15 protein-coding genes are annotated in these 17,629 nt (G+C 58.6%); 2 read left to right on the forward strand and 13 right to left on the reverse strand.

The window, feature by feature from the left end; translation table 11 throughout:
* Nucleotides 1-46: 46 nt before the first annotated feature.
* The 4 genes from ACXIZX_RS18145 to ACXIZX_RS18160 all read right to left on the reverse strand — a co-directional run bounded on the left by ACXIZX_RS18145 (nucleotide 47) and on the right by ACXIZX_RS18160 (nucleotide 4,086).
* A complete protein-coding gene (locus ACXIZX_RS18145; RefSeq protein WP_036649417.1) occupies nucleotides 47-943 on the reverse strand; it encodes an alpha/beta hydrolase in 897 nt (298 codons plus the stop codon).
* A 160-nt stretch (nucleotides 944-1,103) separates the two neighbouring features.
* On the reverse strand, nucleotides 1,104-1,451 hold the full coding sequence (locus ACXIZX_RS18150) for a hypothetical protein (RefSeq protein ID WP_137386704.1): 348 nt from the start codon (nucleotides 1,449-1,451) through the stop codon (nucleotides 1,104-1,106).
* A gap of 26 nt (nucleotides 1,452-1,477) precedes the next feature.
* Complete coding sequence (locus ACXIZX_RS18155) at nucleotides 1,478-2,827, reverse strand: cation:proton antiporter (protein ID WP_061719793.1); 1,350 nt, start codon at nucleotides 2,825-2,827, stop codon at nucleotides 1,478-1,480.
* A 53-nt stretch (nucleotides 2,828-2,880) separates the two neighbouring features.
* Entirely contained in the window at nucleotides 2,881-4,086 is a 1,206-nt protein-coding gene (locus ACXIZX_RS18160; protein ID WP_479404676.1) for an MFS transporter, read from the reverse strand.
* Between the two features lie 92 nt (nucleotides 4,087-4,178).
* On the opposite strand from ACXIZX_RS18160, the gene ACXIZX_RS18165 reads away from it, so the two are divergent.
* The gene (locus ACXIZX_RS18165; RefSeq protein ID WP_479404677.1) at nucleotides 4,179-5,111 is read left to right on the forward strand and encodes a LysR family transcriptional regulator; all 933 of its coding nucleotides are present in this window, start codon (nucleotides 4,179-4,181) and stop codon (nucleotides 5,109-5,111) included.
* Between the two features lie 79 nt (nucleotides 5,112-5,190).
* Here ACXIZX_RS18165 and ACXIZX_RS18170 read toward each other — a convergent pair whose 3' ends face one another.
* From ACXIZX_RS18170 to ACXIZX_RS18205, 8 genes are all read right to left on the reverse strand, one after another.
* Nucleotides 5,191-5,700 carry a TIGR00645 family protein gene (locus tag ACXIZX_RS18170; protein WP_008109449.1) on the reverse strand — a complete coding sequence of 170 codons (510 nt, stop codon included), beginning with the start codon at nucleotides 5,698-5,700 and terminating at the stop codon, nucleotides 5,191-5,193.
* 54 nt (nucleotides 5,701-5,754) lie between these two features.
* The gene (gene kdpD, locus ACXIZX_RS18175; protein WP_479404678.1) at nucleotides 5,755-8,427 is read right to left on the reverse strand and encodes a two-component system sensor histidine kinase KdpD; all 2,673 of its coding nucleotides are present in this window, start codon (nucleotides 8,425-8,427) and stop codon (nucleotides 5,755-5,757) included.
* 45 nt (nucleotides 8,428-8,472) lie between these two features.
* Nucleotides 8,473-9,042 carry a potassium-transporting ATPase subunit KdpC gene (gene kdpC, locus ACXIZX_RS18180; protein ID WP_479404679.1) on the reverse strand — a complete coding sequence of 190 codons (570 nt, stop codon included), beginning with the start codon at nucleotides 9,040-9,042 and terminating at the stop codon, nucleotides 8,473-8,475.
* A gap of 11 nt (nucleotides 9,043-9,053) precedes the next feature.
* Nucleotides 9,054-11,102 (reverse strand): potassium-transporting ATPase subunit KdpB, encoded by a 2,049-nt coding sequence (gene kdpB / locus ACXIZX_RS18185; RefSeq protein WP_154193973.1) that lies wholly within the window; start codon nucleotides 11,100-11,102, stop codon nucleotides 9,054-9,056.
* 7 nt (nucleotides 11,103-11,109) lie between these two features.
* Nucleotides 11,110-12,789, reverse strand: a complete 1,680-nt coding sequence (kdpA, locus tag ACXIZX_RS18190; protein WP_008109453.1) for a potassium-transporting ATPase subunit KdpA — start codon at nucleotides 12,787-12,789, stop codon at nucleotides 11,110-11,112.
* Nucleotides 12,789-12,878 carry a K(+)-transporting ATPase subunit F gene (gene kdpF / locus ACXIZX_RS18195; RefSeq protein WP_081113208.1) on the reverse strand — a complete coding sequence of 30 codons (90 nt, stop codon included), beginning with the start codon at nucleotides 12,876-12,878 and terminating at the stop codon, nucleotides 12,789-12,791. Before kdpF ends, kdpA begins: the two co-directional genes overlap by 1 nt.
* A 109-nt stretch (nucleotides 12,879-12,987) precedes the next feature.
* On the reverse strand, nucleotides 12,988-14,151 hold the full coding sequence (locus ACXIZX_RS18200; RefSeq protein WP_008109454.1) for an HD-GYP domain-containing protein: 1,164 nt from the start codon (nucleotides 14,149-14,151) through the stop codon (nucleotides 12,988-12,990).
* Between the two features lie 163 nt (nucleotides 14,152-14,314).
* Nucleotides 14,315-15,694 (reverse strand): MFS transporter, encoded by a 1,380-nt coding sequence (locus tag ACXIZX_RS18205; RefSeq protein ID WP_479404680.1) that lies wholly within the window; start codon nucleotides 15,692-15,694, stop codon nucleotides 14,315-14,317.
* A 413-nt stretch (nucleotides 15,695-16,107) separates the two neighbouring features.
* Between ACXIZX_RS18205 and ACXIZX_RS18210 the strand changes: the two genes are divergently transcribed.
* Nucleotides 16,108-17,022, forward strand: a complete 915-nt coding sequence (locus tag ACXIZX_RS18210; RefSeq protein ID WP_479404681.1) for a sugar ABC transporter substrate-binding protein — start codon at nucleotides 16,108-16,110, stop codon at nucleotides 17,020-17,022.
* Between the two features lie 93 nt (nucleotides 17,023-17,115).
* On the opposite strand, the gene ACXIZX_RS18215 is transcribed toward ACXIZX_RS18210, so the two are convergent.
* Nucleotides 17,116-17,610 (reverse strand): GNAT family N-acetyltransferase, encoded by a 495-nt coding sequence (locus tag ACXIZX_RS18215; protein WP_479404682.1) that lies wholly within the window; start codon nucleotides 17,608-17,610, stop codon nucleotides 17,116-17,118.
* Between the last annotated feature and the right edge of the window lie 19 nt (nucleotides 17,611-17,629).

Consider the following 17,629-nt stretch of genomic DNA (forward strand, 5'->3'; position numbering starts at 1 on the left):
TCGCCATTCATGGCGACCTTCCTAATACACACCAACCCAATCTGCTTTAACCCTGATTATCCAACCAACGCACATACGCCTGATCCCACAACGCGGCAGGCGTACCCGCTTTGCCGAGACCAAAACCATGCCCGCCGCTGCTGAGCTCAATCAGCTCAACCGGCACGCGCATGCGGCGACAAGCGTCACGCATCATTTCGGTATTGTGGGGATTGGAGGTGTGATCGTCCTCGGCCTGCGCGAGGAAAGTCGGCGGATATTGGCGCGTCACGTAGTTCTGCACTGACCAGTTGGCTTCCTGGGTTGGGGTGGCGTTTTGGCCCACCATCATCAGATGTGTGTTAGTGCGCTGATACGGCGCTTCAAGGGTGATCACTGGATAGATCAGCCCAACGCTATCCACATTTGGCCTGATCTGGTCCAGCGGATCCTGCGCCGGATAGGATTCGAAATCCGGACGTGCCGCCGCCATGCCAAGCAGATGTCCACCGGCGGAGAAGCCCAGCACATGCACTTTGCGCTCCATCGAACGCACCAGACGAATGGCGCGTTGCGCATCCTGCAGCGGCGCCAGATTGCCCGCCTGCCACTTCTCACCCGGTAAACGGTAGCTAAGCACATAAACGGTATAGCCGCTGCCATTCAGCCAGCGCGCCACCGGCCAGGCTTCGCGGCCCATGCCGATAAAACGATAGCCGCCGCCCGCCGCCACAATCACCGCTTCGCCGTTGGGATTTTCCGGGCGGAAACGTTGAATAGCAGGTGAAACGATATTGGTCCAGGAGCCGTGGCGATCGACTTTGAGCAAGCCTGAAGGGCCGCCGCCGCCCGGCGGATCGTCGGGCCACAGCGGAATGACGTCATCGCGAGCAAAGAGTTTGCCCGTGGTCATCGAGAGAACGGTTGCTCCAGTAGCCAACAAAAAGTGACGACGTGTAATCATCTTGCCCAGTGCCAGTATGCAAAAAATGCCAGCTTCAACAGCTGAATCTCATTATGTGACGCATGTCTGATTTCGACGTTGGCGATTATGTACGTAAATCGTACAAAAAAGCCATAAAAAAACGCGCCTAAAAAGGCGCGTATTCTTGCGATAAAGACAATCAGTCCTGTTGCTGGAACTGCGTCATTACCGTTTGTTCACATTGCGATTGGTCATGACGCAGTTTGCCGCGCTCATCCTCACCCAACTCCAGCCACGCGCTAATCACTTCCTGCGCGATTTCTTCATTAAATTCAGGTTGCTGCATGGCCGATGAAGACTGGCTGGCCGCGAGTTGTGACTTCAGCTTCTCCGTGTAGCCATCTAAATCGCTGGTCTTCTTTTCACTGCTCACCAGATGACACAGCTGGCTGGCATAAACATTCTCTTCCTGATTATTATCACCGTCGGCAGCCAAGGCACCGGCCGACAGCGACAGCCCAACGAGGGCGAGTAATAACGCTTTCATAATAGGCTCCAATAATTTCCAATAAATCAGTTTTCGTTTTGTTCGGCGCGTGCGGCCTGACGGGCAGCACGCCAGTTCAACAACGGCGTGACAGTGATGCCGTGCAACACAATGCTGCACACCACTAACGTCAGCGCCATATCCACCATCTGCTCCGCCTGCGGTCCACGCATGCCGTGCACCCATGCATAGGCAATATAATTGATACTGCCGATGCCGCGAATACCCAACCAGCCAATCAGCAAGCGGCGCATCAGCGGAATATCGCAACGCCACGTAGTGATCCACACCGCCAGCGGACGCACCACCACAAACAGCAGCAGCGCGAGGCCGATACCGGTGAGATTCCAGTGCTGCGCCAGCGTAATGCCCAGCACCACCATCATGCCCGCCGCCAGCAAGCGCTCGATAGTATCACCAAAGGAGAGCGCATCGCCGATCACCAAACCCACTGATTTCACCATGCCGCTGCTGCCCTGCGCCATGCGCTGACCGGTATTAACGCGCGCTTCTGCTGGTAAGAAACGCTCCTCTTCAGACATCTCATCTTGCGGATAGTGCTTCACCACGCGTAATTCCGCGCGACGTAACCCGACGCCCGCCGCAAAGGTGGCGAGGAAGCCCGACGCATCAACCGACTGCGCGGCAGCATAGCTCAACGCAATCAGCGCCAGTGCGAACAGATCGTTAGGTGCGACATCCTGATTGGCGGTACGTAAATGCGTCGCCAGCTGACCGATCAGCCAACCCAGCGCAAAGCCGATTCCCAGCCCGCCGCCAATCGCCCACAGCGCATCTTTGGCGAACCATTCACCCAGCGCAGCGGTGCTCAGTTCGCCCGGCTGCAACAGCAAAATCGCCAGCATCAGCAGCGGCAGCGCCGAGCCGTCGTTCATGCCCGCTTCGCTGGAGAGCGCCACTCGCAGGGCGTCGTCATCACGCGCATCGTTCACGGAAATCAGGCTGGCGAGCACCGGATCGGTCGGCGCGACAATGGCACCAAACGCCAGCGACATCGCCCAGTCAAAGCCAGTGATCCAGTGCACCAGCAACGTCATGCCGCCGACGGTAAGCAGCATCGCCGGAAACGCCAGCCTGACGCCAATCCGCCACGCATGTGCGTTGAGCGGCAAGCGCAGTTTCAGCCCGGTGATAAACAGCGAGGCCGCCATGGCGATTTCGGTGAGATGCGCGGCGAGATTGGCGTGACCGATGATGTCGACTTGCAGCAGATTGAGCATCCACGGACCACACAGGATGCCCGCGAACAGGTAGAGACCAAATGAGGTCACTGGCCCACGGTGAATCCACCCGGAAGCCAGTGACATAAGAAGTAGCAGACCGCCGGTGGCGGCGGTCCAGGCCAGGAAATTCATAACGCTCCGTTTTTAAATAACATTCTCCCTTAAGCCTGGCACATGTTAGGCGATCAGTTTTTCAGATGACGGCTGGCGAGGCGAATCATCAGGGCAAGCGCAGCGGCCAATGTTGAGAGTGCCACCACGCCGGTCCAGCCCCAATGTGCCAGCGCCAGGCTTCCCAGCGCCGCACCGGTTGCCATGCCGATAAACACCACAGTAAACATCAAGGCGTTAAGGCGGCTGCGTGCTTCCGGCGCCAGGCTGTAAACTAGCGTCTGATGCGCCACCAGCGTGGCCTGCACACCCAAATCAAAACCGATGGTGCTGATGATAATCAGACCCAGCTGAGCCGGCATCGGCAGCAACGGCAACAAGAACATCAGCGCGAACGACACCATCACCAGCGTGGCACCGTACTGCGTAACACGCGCTGGGCCGATGCGATCCGCCACGCTGCCAGCTAACGGCGCGGCCAGAGCGCCTGCGGCACCCGCAAGGCCGAATGCCCCGGCGACGGCGCTGTCCAGATGGAAGTTTTGACTGAGCATCAATGCCAGCGTTGACCAGAAGGCGCTAAAGCCCACCGACAACAAACCTTGCGCCAGCGCGGCACGGCGCAGCGTTTGATGGTGCTGCCACAGATGCGCTAGCGACAGCAGCAGACGCGGATAGCTCACCGAGGTGCCCGGCGTAAAGCGCGGCAGCACGCGCCACAGCGCAATGCTAATCAGCAACACCGCCACCGCCGCAATCATGTACATGGTGCGCCAGCCGAAATACTCCGCCACCACGCCGCTCACCACGCGTGACAGCAAAATCCCCACCAGCAATCCCGTCATCACTGTACCAACGGTTTTGCCGCGGCTGCGCTCCGGCGCTAACGCCGCTGAAGCTGGCACGATGTCCTGCGCCACGGTGGCGGTTAAACCGGTGACGAAGCTGGCGATCAGCAAGGCATTCAATCCGCCCGAGAAGCCACACAGCAACAGCGCAGCAACCAGCAGCAAACCTTTAATCAGAATAATGGTGCGACGATCGTGACGGTCACCGAGCGGGGCCAGTAGCAAAATCCCCAGCGCGTAACCGGCTTGCGTCAACATCGGCACCATGCCGACGCTGCCGATCCCGACATTGAACTGTTTGCTGATGATATCCAGCATCGGCTGGCTGTAATAAATCGATGCGACGCTGAGTCCGGCACCGGCCGCGAGCGTAAAGACCAGCGGCGCGGGCAGTTTTTCAGCTGGCATGGCTGACGTTGAGATGGCTGACATAGTGGATTCCCCCGTGAATGTGCGCTTATTAAAGCGCGTCGCCGCCATACGCGGTAGACTGCTCAAACACAGAACTGTTATGCGTGGTGCGTATGAACAACATCTCCAGCCTGGATCGCATCGAACTGATGCAGACCTTTATCCGCATCGTCGAGAGCGGATCGCTCTCAGCCGCAGCCACCCAACTCGGTACCACGCAGCCCACCATCAGCCGTCGCCTGCAGGCGCTTGAGCAGCGGCTCGGTCTCAAACTGATTATGCGCACCACGCATGCGCTGAAACTTACCGACGATGGCGAGCGCTGTTATGCGCAGGCGCGTCAGCTGGTAGCGACCTGGCACGCGCTGGAGGATGACCTCACCGGCGCCAGCGACGACCCGATTGGCACCTTGCGCGTGCGGGCGCCGCATGCGTTTGGCCAGGATCAGCTGATTGAACCGCTGATCGATTATCTGCATCGCTATCCACGCTTAAACGTGGAGTGGACGCTGAATGACCGCACGCCAGACTTCATCAGCGAAAACATCGACTGTGCGATTCAGGTCGGTGCGCCCAGCGATGCGTCAATCGTGGCGGTGTTACTGGCGGAAGTGCCGCGCTTTGTGGTGGCGGCACCGTCGCTGCTGGCCGCGCATCCGCCGGTTGCAGAGGTTTCGCAGCTCACCAATCTGCCGTGGCTGGCGCTGACCAGTTTTTATCGCAATGAAATCGCCTTGCAGCGTATTAGCGATGGTCAGCCGCTGAATCTGGCGATTGCGCCGCGCCTCGCCAGCGACAGTTTGTACGCGGTGCGCAAAGCGGCCATTGCGGGCATGGGCGCGGCGGTGGTGTCGTCGTGGGTGGTGCAGGAGGATTTGGCGAAAGGCGATTTGATTCAGCTGCTGCCGGAGTGGCAAGCGCCGCCGCTGCCGGTGTGGCTGACTTATCCGTGGGCGAGCTATTATCCGGCGCGGTTACAGAAGTTTTTCGCCATGATTCGGGAAGTGATGCCGAAGTTAGCGGGAGCGCAGCCGCCGACGCGGTAGCGGAAATGAAAAGGTCGCCATAAATGACGACCCTACGCGATGGTTTTGTAGGGTCGCCATTTATGGCGACCTGGATTCATCACATTTTCACCGCTTTCTTATCCCCCTTCGACATATTATCCAGCCAGCCCATCACAAAGGCCGACAGCACAAACGTCAGGTGGATAATCACGTACCACATCAGCTTTTCATTCTCGATGTTGCGCGCGTCCATAAAGATACGCAGCAGGTGAATCGATGAAATCGCCACAATCGAGGCCGCCACTTTGTTTTTCAACGAGCCGGAGTCCATTTTACCGAGCCAGCTCAGCTTCTCTCTGTGCTCATCAATATCCAGCTTGGAGACAAAGTTCTCGTAACCCGAGAGCATCACCATCACCAGCAAACCGCCGACCAGCGTCATATCCACCAGCGACAGCAGCAGCAGAATCAAATCGTTCTCCGCGATGGTGAAGACGTGCGGCAACAGGTGAAAAATTTCCTGGAAGAATTTGATGGTCAGCGCCAGCAGGCCCAACGAAAGTCCCATGTAAACCGGAGCCAGCAGCCAGCGCGATGAATACATCAGGTTTTCGATAAAACGTTCCATAAGTTCCCATTAATCAACAAACAAGTGGGCGAGTATAACCGAACTTATGTGAAGTTATTTCAGCCCTTCTTCAGAAATTTCCGGTGCGGCGGGCAGCGGCAATGACAAACGGAACACCGCGCCGCCTTCCGGCCGATTCTCCGCCCAGATGCGCCCGCGATGGGATTCGATAATGGTTTTACCGATCGCCAACCCCAATCCGACGCCCGGCACCGCCGACTCTTTATCGCCGCGCGCAAACTTGTCAAAAATACGCGTGAGGTTCTCCGGCGCGATGCCGGGACCGCTGTCCCACACCGCAATCTCCAGCCGATCGCGATCGCGCCACGCCCGAATACCGTGCTGCGCCGCATTGCCCGCGTATTTCAGGCTGTTTTCGATCAGATTGGTAAACACCCGTTCCAGCATGGCGCTGTCGCCTTTGATCAGCACCATCTCGGGCAAATCGAGCATAAATTCATGGCCCTTCAGCGACGGGCCCATGCTGCTCAGCGCGCCGCCAATCACCTCATCCAGCGCCACCCACTCTTCGCGCAGATTGAGTCCACCTGATTGAATGCGCGCCATATCCAGCATATTGCTCACCAGCCGGATGGTGCTCAGCGTCTGTTCGCGAATCTGATTGGCCTGGCCGACATACTTCGACTCTTCGCTGGCCAGATCGAGCATCAGCATCTCCGCCTGACCAAACAGCACCGTCAGCGGCGTACGCAGGTCGTGCGACAGCGCCGACAGCAGCGCGTTGCGCAGCTGCTCACGCTCGGCGGCCAGCCGCGATGCCGCTTCACTGTGCGACAGCGCCATGCGTTCCAGCGCGTTGGCGATTAGCACGGTGAAGGTTTCCAGTAAACGCTGCTGCTCAGGAATCATCAGCTGGCGCAGGTTTTCCGGTTCTACCACCAGCAAGCCGCGACAGTGATTGCCACTTTTCAGCGGCAGAATCTGGTACGGCACCGCAGGCAAGGTATCGGTGCCCGCGCCCGCCGGTTGGCCTTTGCTGTAACTCCATTTAGCGATGGCCAGATCCGGCGGCGTACCAATTGCGGTATCGCCCACGGTTTGCAGCTCGCCCTGTTCATCCGGCAGCAGCAGCAAACTGCGCGCCTGCAAGGTGACATCAATGATGCGCTGGCTGGTGCTGGCGATATCCTGCGGCGTCAGGTCGCTGCCGAGCGCTTTTGCCATCTCATACAGATGCCGCGCGCGCTGTTCTCGATAGCGCGCCACTTTGGCCTGATAGCGCACGCCCGCCGTAAGATTCCCAACAATCACGCCCACCGCCAGCATCACCGCGAAGGTCACCAGATACTGTAAATCCGACACCGCAACGGTGCCGGTCGGCGCGACAAAGAACAGGTCGAAGGCGATGATGTTGATCACCGTGGCGAACACCGACGGCCAGCGGCCATAGCGCAGCGCCACCAGCACCACCGCCAGCAGATAAATCATCACGCTGTTGGCGGGATCAAACTCAACCAGCAGCCAGCGTCCAACGCCGGTGACCAAAATGCACAGCAGCAGCGCCATCAAGCAGCCGCGCAGATAGAGCCGCCATTTTTCGTTGCTGGCGCGCTGGCCGCTGAGTGGATGCGGCGCATCGCGCACCGGTTCATCCAGCGCCACCACCAATAAATCGAGATCCGGGCCGAGTTCGCCGAGGCGCTGGGCAAAGCTGTCGCGCCGCCAGCGCCGTTGCGGCTGGCGACCGGTCACGATCTTGCCGAGATTGTGCCCGCGCGCGTAGCGCAGCACCGCGCGTGCTTCATCGGGATCGGAGAGCGTGGCGGTTTCCGCGCCAAGTTCCTGCGCCAGCTGCAGCGTGCGCAAAATGGCGCGACGGCGCGCTTCCGGCAGCCGATTGAGGCGTGGCGTTTCGACATACACCGCATGCCATTCGCTGCCGAGCCGCGCCGCTAAACGTGCAGCGGTGCGCACCAGCTTTTCGCTGCCGGTATCGTCACCGATGCACAGCAGAATGGCGTCACGCGTGTGCCACACTTTGTCGCGGCCTTGCTGATCGCGCCAGGCGCGCATCTGGTCATCCACGCGATCGGCGGTGCGACGCAGCGCCAGCTCGCGCAGTGCGAACAGATTGCCTTTACGGAAGAAGTTCTCTATGGCGCGTTCGGCGCGGTCGCCGACGTAGACTTTGCCCTCTTTCAGCCGCTGACGCAGATCGTCCGGCGGCAGATCCACCAACACCACTTCGTCGGCGCTATCGAAGAAGGGATCGGGCACGGTTTCACGCACCTGAATGCCGGTGACGCCGCCGACCACATCATTCAGGCTTTCCAGATGCTGCACGTTAACGGTGGTGATGACGTCAATGCCCGCTTCGAGCAGCTCTTCAATGTCCTGCCAGCGCTTGGGATGGCGCGAACCCTGCACGTTGGTGTGCGCCAGTTCATCCATCAGGATCACCGCCGGATGGCACGCTAATGCCGCATCGAGATCGAATTCAGCATGACGTGAACGTCCGGTGGCACGACGTGGTAACAGCGCCAGCCCGTTGAGCAGCGCGGCGGTCTCTGCGCGATCGTGGGTTTCCACCACGCCAGCGAGCACGTCGAGACCTTGCGCGCGCAGGCGCTGCGCCTCCTGCAGCATGGCGAAGGTTTTTCCCACGCCCGCGCAGGCGCCGAAGTAGATTTTCAGCTTACCGCGATGGCTGTCGCTGTGGTTTAGCAGCAGCGCATCGGGATCGGGGCGGGCAATTTCGTCGTTCATCGATCGTCCATTGAAAACGGTCGCCATTAATGGCGACCCTACGGTTTATTGCAAATCATCCAGCGCCAGATTGAGGCGCAGCACGTTTACCGTCTCTTCGCCGACAAACGGCAACAGCGGGCGTTCGGTATGGCGCACAATCAGCGCCTCAACATCCTGCAGCGCCATATTGCGCGCGGCGGCGATGCGCGGTGCCTGCCACAACGCGGCTTCCGGCGAAATGTCCGGATCTAATCCGCTCGCCGACGCCGTCACTAACTCCACCGGCACCGCTTTGGGTGCTTGCGGATTAGCCGCACGCAGCGCAGCGACGCGTTCCGCCACCGCTTTGTCCAGTGCCGGATTGCTGCCTGCCAGATTGCTGCCGCTCGAGGCCAGCGCATTATAAGGCGCATCGCCGGTAGCGGAAGGTCGACCCCAAAAGTGGCCCGGCTGATTAAATGCCTGACCAATCTGCTCGGAACCGCGTACCGCGCCATCCTGCTCAATCAGCGAACCGTTGGCCTGGGATGGGAACCACCATTGCGCCAGACCGGTAGTGAGCAGCGGATAGACCGCGCCGGTGAGCAGCGTAAGCACTATTAACAATACAATAGCCGGACGTAACTGACTCATTTCTCTTCTCCTTAAGCCAGACCAAGCAGCGTCAGCAGCAGGTCGATGGCTTTAATACCAATAAACGGCACCACTAATCCGCCCGCACCGTATATCCACAGGTTGCGACGCAGCAGCGCCGCCGCGCTCAGCGGGCGATAACTCACGCCTTTCAGCGCCAGCGGAATCAGGAACACAATCACCAGCGCGTTAAAAATTACCGCTGACAGAATCGCCGAGTTCGGCGAATGCAGCCCCATCACGTTGAGCATATTGAGCTGCGGATAGGTGGCGGCAAACGCGGCCGGAATAATGGCGAAATACTTCGCCACGTCGTTGGCGATACTGAAGGTGGTGAGTGAACCGCGCGTCATCAGCATCTGTTTACCGATGTGCACCACTTCCAGCAGCTTGGTCGGATTCGAATCGAGATCGACCATGTTGCCGGCCTCTTTCGCCGCCTGAGTTCCCGAGTTCATCGCCACCGCCACGTCAGCCTGCGCCAGCGCTGGGGCATCGTTGGTGCCGTCGCCGGTCATCGCCACTAAACGCCCTTCAGCCTGATACTGACGAATCAGCGCCAGCTTGGCTTCCGGCGTCGCTTCCGACAGGAAATCATCGACGCCCGCTTCCGCCGCAATCGCCGCCGCCGTTAACGGGTTATCGCCGGTGATCATCACCGTTTTAATGCCCATCTTGCGCAGCTCGGCAAAGCGCTCTTTGATGCCGCCTTTAACGATATCTTTCAGCGCGACCACGCCCAGTACCTGAGCGCCTTCCGATACCACCAGCGGCGTACCGCCAGCACGCGCCACCTCTTCCACGGCGGCATTAACTTCCAGCGGGAAACGGCCATGATTGGCTTCGATATGGCGACGAACCGCATCGACCGCACCTTTGCGGATTAGGCGATCCTGCACGTTGACGCCGCTCATGCGCGTTTGCGCCGAGAACGGAATAAAGCTCGCGCCCATGCTGCTCAGATCGCGCTCACGCAGGTTAAATTTCTGCTTCGCCAGCACCACGATGCTGCGCCCTTCCGGTGTTTCATCGGCCAGCGACGCTAGCTGCGCCGCATCGGCCAGTTGCTGCTCGCTGACGCCCGGCGCAGGCAGGAACTGCGTCGCCTGACGGTTACCGAGCGTGATGGTGCCGGTTTTATCCAGCATCAGCACATCGACGTCGCCTGCCGCTTCCACCGCACGGCCGCTGGTAGCAATAACGTTCGCGCCCAGCATGCGGCTCATGCCCGCCACACCGATGGCCGACAGCAAGCCGCCGATGGTGGTAGGAATCAAACATACCAGCAGCGCCACCAGCACCGTGATGCTGACCGGCGTGCCGCCATACGCCGAGAACGGCCACAGCGTGACGGTCGCCAGCAGGAACACAATCGTCAGCGACACCAGCAAAATGGTCAGCGCCACTTCGTTCGGCGTTTTGCGGCGTTTCGCGCCTTCCACCATCGCGATCATGCGATCGAGGAAGGTTTCGCCCGGATTGACGCTGCACTGAATCACCAGCCAGTCGGAAAGAATGCGCGTACCGCCGGTCACTGACGAGAAGTCACCGCCCGATTCACGGATCACCGGCGCGGATTCACCGGTAATGGCGCTCTCATCCACCGATGCGCCGCCCTCCAGCACTTCGCCGTCGCACGGAATGATGTCACCGGCTTCCACCAGCACCACATCGCCTTTGCGCAGCGTATCGGCCGCCACGCTGTGCCACGCTGCGCCGTAGCGCGCTTCGGCCAGTTTTTTTGCATCGCTGGTTTTGCTGATGCCTTTCAGGCTGTTGGCCTGCGCCTTGCTGCGCCCTTCTGCCAGTGCTTCGGCGAAGTTGGCGAACAGCACGGTAAACCACAGCCAGATGGCGACGCCAGCGGTAAAGCCCGCGTTGCCGCTGAGCGTGCCACTGGCCATGCCCACCGCCAATACCGAAGTCAGCACGCTGCCGATCCACACCAAAAACATCACCGGGTTGCGGAACTGTACGCGCGGATCGAGTTTTTTCAGCGCATCCAGCATGGCAACGCGGGTTAGCGCCGCATCAAACAGCGCCAGTTGTTGACGACTCATGATTCCGTTATCCCTGAATAAGTTGCAGATGTTCCGCGACCGGGCCTAATGCCAGCGCGGGGATGAACGTCAATGCGCCCACCAGCAAGACGGTGCCAATCAGTAGCGCGATAAACAGCGGGCCGTGCGTTGGCAGCGTACCGTTGCCCACCGGCTGAATTTTCTTCGCCGCCAGCGAACCGGCAATTGCCAGCACCGGAATGATGATGCCGAAGCGGCCCACCAACATGCAGAAGCCGAGCAGCAGGTTCCAGAACGGGGTGTTGGCGCTCAATCCGGCAAAGGCGCTGCCGTTGTTGTTAGACGCCGATGACACCGCATACAGCACTTCGCTGAAGCCATGAATGCCGGGATTGGCCATGCCCGCGCGACCGGCGTCGGTCATCATCGCCAGCGCGGTGCCAAGCAGCACCAGCGTTGGCGTCACCAGAATCGCCAGCGCGGTCATCTTCATCTCCCACACGTCGATTTTCTTGCCCATGTATTCTGGCGTGCGACCGATCATCAACCCGGCGATAAACACACCGAGCAGCACGAACAGCAGCATGCCGTACAGGCCAGCACCGACGCCGCCAAACACCACTTCACCTAGCTGCATCAACCACATCGGCACCATGCCGCCGAGCGCGGTGAAGGAGTCATGCATGGCGTTAACCGCACCACACGACGCCGCCGTGGTGATCACCGCAAACAAGCTGGAGTTGAGAATGCCGAAGCGCGTCTCCTTGCCTTCCATGTTGATGGCGCTGTCCGCGCCAAGCGCGAGGAAGTGCGGATTACCGCGCAGTTCGGCCCACATCACGGTGATCACCGCCAGCACGAACATGATGGTCATCGCCCACAGCAGCATGTGGCCCTGACGACGATCGCCCAGATGCTGGCCAAAGGTGAAACAGAGTGCCGCCGGAATCAGGAAGATGCTCAGCATCTGCACGAAGTTGGTCAGCGCCGTCGGGTTTTCGAACGGATGCGCCGAGTTGACGTTGAAGAAACCGCCGCCGTTGGTGCCGAGCATTTTGATCGCTTCCTGCGACGCCACCGGACCGAGCGGCAGCGTCTGCTGCGCGCCTTCCAGCGTGGTGAGCGCATGGTAAGGTTCGAAGGTTTGAATGCTGCCCTGGCTAACGAAGAACAGCGCCATCAGCAGGCTGATTGGCAGCAACACGTAAACAGTAATGCGCGTTAAATCGCGCCACGCGTTGCCGAGCGTCGCCAGCGAACGGTTGGCAAAACCACGAATCAGCGCAAACGCCACGGCGATGCCGGTCGCTGCCGACAGGAAGTTCTGGACCGTGAGGCCCGCCATCTGACTGAAATAGCTCAGCGTGCTTTCCCCGGCGTAGGATTGCCAGTTGGTGTTGGTGACGAAGCTGATGGCGGTATTAAGCGCCAGATCCCAGCTCAGATTAGGCAGATGCTGCGGGTTCAGCGGCAGCGCGGCCTGCGTCATCAACATCAGCAGCAGCAAGGCAAAACCCAGCGCGTTAAACAGCAGAATCGCCAGCAGATAGTGCGGCCAGCGCATGGCGTCGCCGTCGGCTCCGGCCAGTCGCCACAGCGCGCGTTCGGTGCGCGGCAGCAGCGGCTTGTCAGCCACAAACAGGGCGAGATAACGTCCCAGCGGTTGTGCCAGCACCATCAGTACCAGCAGAAATACCGCAATTAGCATGAATGCATTCGCAGCCATCAGAATGCCTCCGCATTAAGCAGGGCATAAATCAGGTAGCCCAGAAGAACAAACACCAGCACGATGCCGGCTATCACGCCCACGCTCACAGCAACCTCCAGAGGATTTTGGTAGTGCTGCAAGCATGCGCGGCGCGGCATAAAAAAGAGGTAAAAAGGCGGGAAGCGGGCGTAAATAAAGTATAAAAATGGTGAAGAATTAAGCGCTTTCTAACGCCCAGATGCGGTTCAGATCGATGTTCTGCCACAAGCCGCTGTCTTCCGCTCCGGTGATGCTGTCGGTGCAGAAGCTGTCGCCGAGATCGAGCTCTTCCGGTTTCACTTCACGTTGCGCGTGCAGCGACCAGAACACATGCACTTTGGGCTTGAGCAACGATTTTTCGCCCGCCTGCACCACCAGCGCCACGCGCCCGGAAGCCAGCCGCACCAGCGATCCCACCGGATAGATGCCGATAGTGCGCACGAAGGCGTGCAGCAGCGAGTTATCGAAGTGGCCACGCCAGCTCAACATGTTGTGCATCGCTTCGGCAGGCGTCCAGCCTTTACGATAAGGACGATTCGAGGTGACGGCATCATAGACGTCGCACACCGATGCCATGCGCGCATACAGTGAGATCTCCTCGCCTTTCAAACCGTGCGGATAACCGTTGCCGTCGTATTTTTCATGGTGATGCAGCGCGATATCCAGCAGATCTTCACCGGCGTTAGCTTCCATTAGCATCTGCGCGCCGACAATCGGGTGCTGGCGCATCACGGTGAACTCTTCATCGCTGAGCTTGCCGGGTTTATTCAGAATCTCCAGCGGCACCGCGGCTTTACCCACATCGTGCAGCAAACCGCCCATGCCAACACGGCGCAGCTGATGCTCATCGAGGCCCATTTTTTTGCCCAGCGAGATCATCAAGCCGCACACCGCCATCGAGTGCAGATAAGTGTAATCGTCGTGATTCTTCAGGCGCGCCACGCTCAGCAGCGCAGTCGGTTCGCGGGTGATCGAACCGGCAATTTGATCCACCAGATCAAGGGTGTAATCGAGGTCGAGGCCCTGCCCCATGCGCGCCTCGTTAAACATCGCCAGCACTTGCGGTTTCCCCTGATTGAAGATGCTTTGCGCCTGATCCATCTCCTGGAAAAACGGGGTTTTAGGAATATCTTTTTTCGGCGCAGGCGCAGCGGGCGCCTGAACCGATTTGTCGAGATCGATCCATAACTGCAGGATCCCCTCATTGCGGATCATCGCGATCTGGCGTTTATCAGTGATCAGCATTTGGTTGCGAATGCGCTTATCTTTGACCCACCAAACCTCAAGTTTGTGGATAAACATTCCCTGCCGCAGTTCGTCAACGTTAATCAGCTTTATCACGATATCGCTCCTTAATATCAGTGGGTGGTAAGGAGGTATCGGCAGCTGAGCAAAAAATCTTCAGGAGTGATTTGTGCGATCGGTGAGGTTTGCGAGATGGGTGCGCATAAATGCGCACATTACGATGGTGCGGGCTTTGACCAGGTGCGCATGAATGCGCACCCTACGTCGTAGGGTCGCCATTCATGGCGACCAGGGTTGAAATCTCCTGCTCCTCGCCAACGCGTTCAATCGGTCCCATCACCAGCAGGAACAGTAAAGCAGCGACTACGCAGTGCGCGCCGACAAACACCAGCCCGATGCTGTAGCTGCCGGTTAAGCCGACGATGATGCCGAACAGCAGCGGCGTGATAAAACCCGCCATATTGCCGATGCCGTTGAAGATCGCGCCCGCCAGGCCAACCGCTTCTTTTGGTGCGGTATCGCTGACAATTGTCCAGGTTCCGGCACCTGCCGCCACGCCTTTACCGAAGAAGGCGAACGACATAATGGCGATAATGCCAACGTTGCTGGGGATCACCGCCGCCAGAACCAGCGATGCCGCCATCAGCATGCCGACGATGTACGGCGTTTTACGCGCCCAGGATAAACTCCAGCCGTTTGCCAGCAGTTTGTCGGAGATATAGCCGCCGCTGATGCCGCCAAGGAAGCCAAACACCGCCGGTGCGATGGTGGCAAAACCGGCGTCGAGAATGTTCATGCCACGCGCCTGCACCAGATAAATCGGGAACCAGGTGATAAAGAAGTAGCTGAGCGCGATGATGCAATATTGGCCGATGTAGGCGCACCACAGCATGCGGTTGCTGAGCAGCTTTTTGAACATCGCTTTGCTCAACGGCGGACGCGCTTTTAGCGTTTGCGCCGAATCAATATCAACCAGCGCGCCGCCCTGCTCAATGTAGCGCAGCTCATTTTCCGATACCCGCGGGTGATGGCGCGGACTGCGCATAAAGCCCATCCAGACAAACACCGCCAGCACACCAACGCCGCCCAGGACGAAGAACGGCCATTCCCAGCCGAAGCGCGACACCAGCCAGCCGGAGAGCGGTGAGAAGATAGCGACGGCAAAATATTGCGCCGAGGCGAAGAGTGAAGAGGCGCGGCCGCGTTCGGCGCTGGGGAACCACATGATCACCGCGCGCGCATTGGCGGGAAAACTCGGGGCTTCAATCAGGCCCAGCGCGAAACGCAGCGCAAACATCAATGTCAGTGCCATGGTCATGCCGCTGGAGAACTCGCCGACAAAACCCATCAGCAGCGTGGAGATCGACCACAGCGCCAGCGTCACGCCATACACTTTTTTGGTGCCGAAGCGATCAAGGAACAGGCCGCCGGGGATCTGGCCGATCACATAGGCCCAACTAAACGCCGAGAGGATCAGGCCAAGCTGGATCGCCGAAAGTCCAAACTCATCTTTGATCGCCGATCCCGAGATCGACAGGATCGAGCGGTCGGCATACGCCACCACGGAAAGAAACAGGATCAGGCAAAGGATCCAAACGCGTACGTGGCTGTTCTGTGGACGATTACTGGCTTTTAGCATGGGCTGAATTCCTCAAATGAAACGTGCCGGAATACCGCTTTATTTCCCCTGTTCAGCAACTATAGGAAGCAGTTTCAGCCGTGGTCATTGTGCGAATGGCGGAATCGACGGTGCTAATTAGCGCCAGATTTGGCAGCCAGCACAAAGCGAGGTGCGGCGCTGCACAGAACCTTAAAGATCCGCGCGCCTTTGCACCGCAATGTGCGCCAGCTCTAAGAAAATCCTTTGCAGCGCAACTATGAGCGCGCAAAGCAAAGGCGCACCCGAGAGCAAAGTGTGCGCCTGGCTGCAAAATCCAACCGTGCTGATTGTCAGCCGCCTAGCGGGCTCGTAGGCTGAAAATGATTTCATTAAGCCATTTTTGATCTTGATGAAATATTCATTCTAATAACAAGCTTACTCTGGAGTCTGCGATGAAAACCCTCAAGGCGATTGTGTTGCTCGGCCTGCTCTCAACATCAGCCTCGGCGCTGGCGGAAAAAATTGGCGTGTCGATGGCCTACTTCGATCAAAACTTCCTCACCATTATTCGCCAGTCGATTGATAAAGAAGCCAAAGCGCGCGGACTCGATATTCAGTTTGAAGATGCACGCGGTGATGTTGGACGGCAAACCGATCAGGTGCAGAGCTTTATCGGTGCGGGCGTGGATGCCATCATTGTCGATCCGGTCGATTCTGCCAGCACGCCGCAGCTCACCAAGCTCGCGCAGCAGGCAAAAATTCCGCTGGTCTACGTAAACCGCACGCCGGGCGATAAAACGCTGCCGGCGGGCGTGGTGTTTGTCGGCTCCGACGAGCGTGAATCCGGCACCTTGCAGATGGAAGCGCTGGCGAAAATGGCTAACTACAAAGGTAATGTGGCGATCATGATCGGTAATCTGACCGATGCCGGTGCGCTGCAACGCACTAAAGACGTTGAGCAAGTGGTGGCGAAATATCCCGGCATGAAAGTGGTGCAGAAACAGCCCGCCAACTACGCGCGCAATGAAGGCATGGATTTGATGAATAACTGGCTGGGCAATGATGAAGCGATTGATATCGTTGCGGCTAACAACGATGAGATGGCGATTGGCGCGGCGATGGCACTGGCCAAGGGCAATAAAAAGGTGCTGGTTGGCGGCATCGATGCCACGCCAGATGGCCTGAAAGCGCTTTCGCAGGACAAAATTCAGGTCACAGTGTTCCAGGATGCGGTCGGCCAGGGCAAAACGTCGGTGGATGTGGCGCAGAAGCTGATCAAAGGCGAGAAAGTCGATTCACACGTGTGGATCCCGTTCGAGCTGGTGACCAAAGAGAATATGCAGAAGTACGTTGATAAATCACAATAATTACCGCCAATTTTAGGGTCGCCATTTATGGCGACCCTAATGCAGAGTTTCCTGCGTTGATTGAGAAGGTCGCCATGAATGGCGACCCTACGGTTACGTGCGTAACTGAGCCATCTGCACGATATCGTGATACTCGCCGTCGCGCAGGCAGGCTTTGCGCTTCACGCCTTCGCGCTCGAAGCCCAGCTTTTGATACAAGCGCAGCGCACGTTCGTTATCGTGGAACACTTCCAGCTCGATGCGCATAATGCCGAGCCAGTTAAAGGCGTAATCCATCGCGTTTCGGATCAGCTTTTCGCCAATGCCGCGCCCGCCAAACGCCGGATCGACGCCGATACCAAAACTGATGCTGTGACGCGTGCGTGGACGCTGCTCGACAAACAGCGTGAGCTCGCCGACCATCGCGCCATCGATCTCCGCAACAAAGCCGATGTATCCCAGCTCATCCATCTTTTCGAATTTTTTCTGCCAGGTCGCCACGCTCGGGCACGGCAGCTGCGTGGTCCAGCGATAAACGTCAGGATGGCTGTAAAGGTGTTGGTAGGCGGCGGCATCGCCCGGCTCACGACCGCGAATGTGTAAATCCATGTCGGTAATCCCTTTTCAC

Source organism: Candidatus Pantoea symbiotica (assembly GCF_056491525.1).

Bases quoted from the DNA above. Each gene is read 5' to 3' on its own strand.
- ACXIZX_RS18145 (WP_036649417.1), bottom strand. From the start codon at position 943: ATGATTACACGTCGTCACTTTTTGTTGGCTACTGGAGCAACCGTTCTC.
- ACXIZX_RS18150 (WP_137386704.1), bottom strand. From the start codon at position 1,451: ATGAAAGCGTTATTACTCGCCCTCGTTGGGCTGTCGCTGTCGGCCGGT.
- ACXIZX_RS18155 (WP_061719793.1), bottom strand. From the start codon at position 2,827: ATGAATTTCCTGGCCTGGACCGCCGCCACCGGCGGTCTGCTACTTCTT.
- ACXIZX_RS18160 (WP_479404676.1), bottom strand. From the start codon at position 4,086: ATGTCAGCCATCTCAACGTCAGCCATGCCAGCTGAAAAACTGCCCGCG.
- ACXIZX_RS18165 (WP_479404677.1), top strand. From the start codon at position 4,179: ATGAACAACATCTCCAGCCTGGATCGCATCGAACTGATGCAGACCTTT.
- ACXIZX_RS18170 (WP_008109449.1), bottom strand. From the start codon at position 5,700: ATGGAACGTTTTATCGAAAACCTGATGTATTCATCGCGCTGGCTGCTG.
- kdpD (WP_479404678.1), bottom strand. From the start codon at position 8,427: ATGAACGACGAAATTGCCCGCCCCGATCCCGATGCGCTGCTGCTAAAC.
- kdpC (WP_479404679.1), bottom strand. From the start codon at position 9,042: ATGAGTCAGTTACGTCCGGCTATTGTATTGTTAATAGTGCTTACGCTG.
- kdpB (WP_154193973.1), bottom strand. From the start codon at position 11,102: ATGAGTCGTCAACAACTGGCGCTGTTTGATGCGGCGCTAACCCGCGTT.
- kdpA (WP_008109453.1), bottom strand. From the start codon at position 12,789: ATGGCTGCGAATGCATTCATGCTAATTGCGGTATTTCTGCTGGTACTG.
- ACXIZX_RS18205 (WP_479404680.1), bottom strand. From the start codon at position 15,694: ATGCTAAAAGCCAGTAATCGTCCACAGAACAGCCACGTACGCGTTTGG.
- ACXIZX_RS18210 (WP_479404681.1), top strand. From the start codon at position 16,108: ATGAAAACCCTCAAGGCGATTGTGTTGCTCGGCCTGCTCTCAACATCA.
- ACXIZX_RS18215 (WP_479404682.1), bottom strand. From the start codon at position 17,610: ATGGATTTACACATTCGCGGTCGTGAGCCGGGCGATGCCGCCGCCTAC.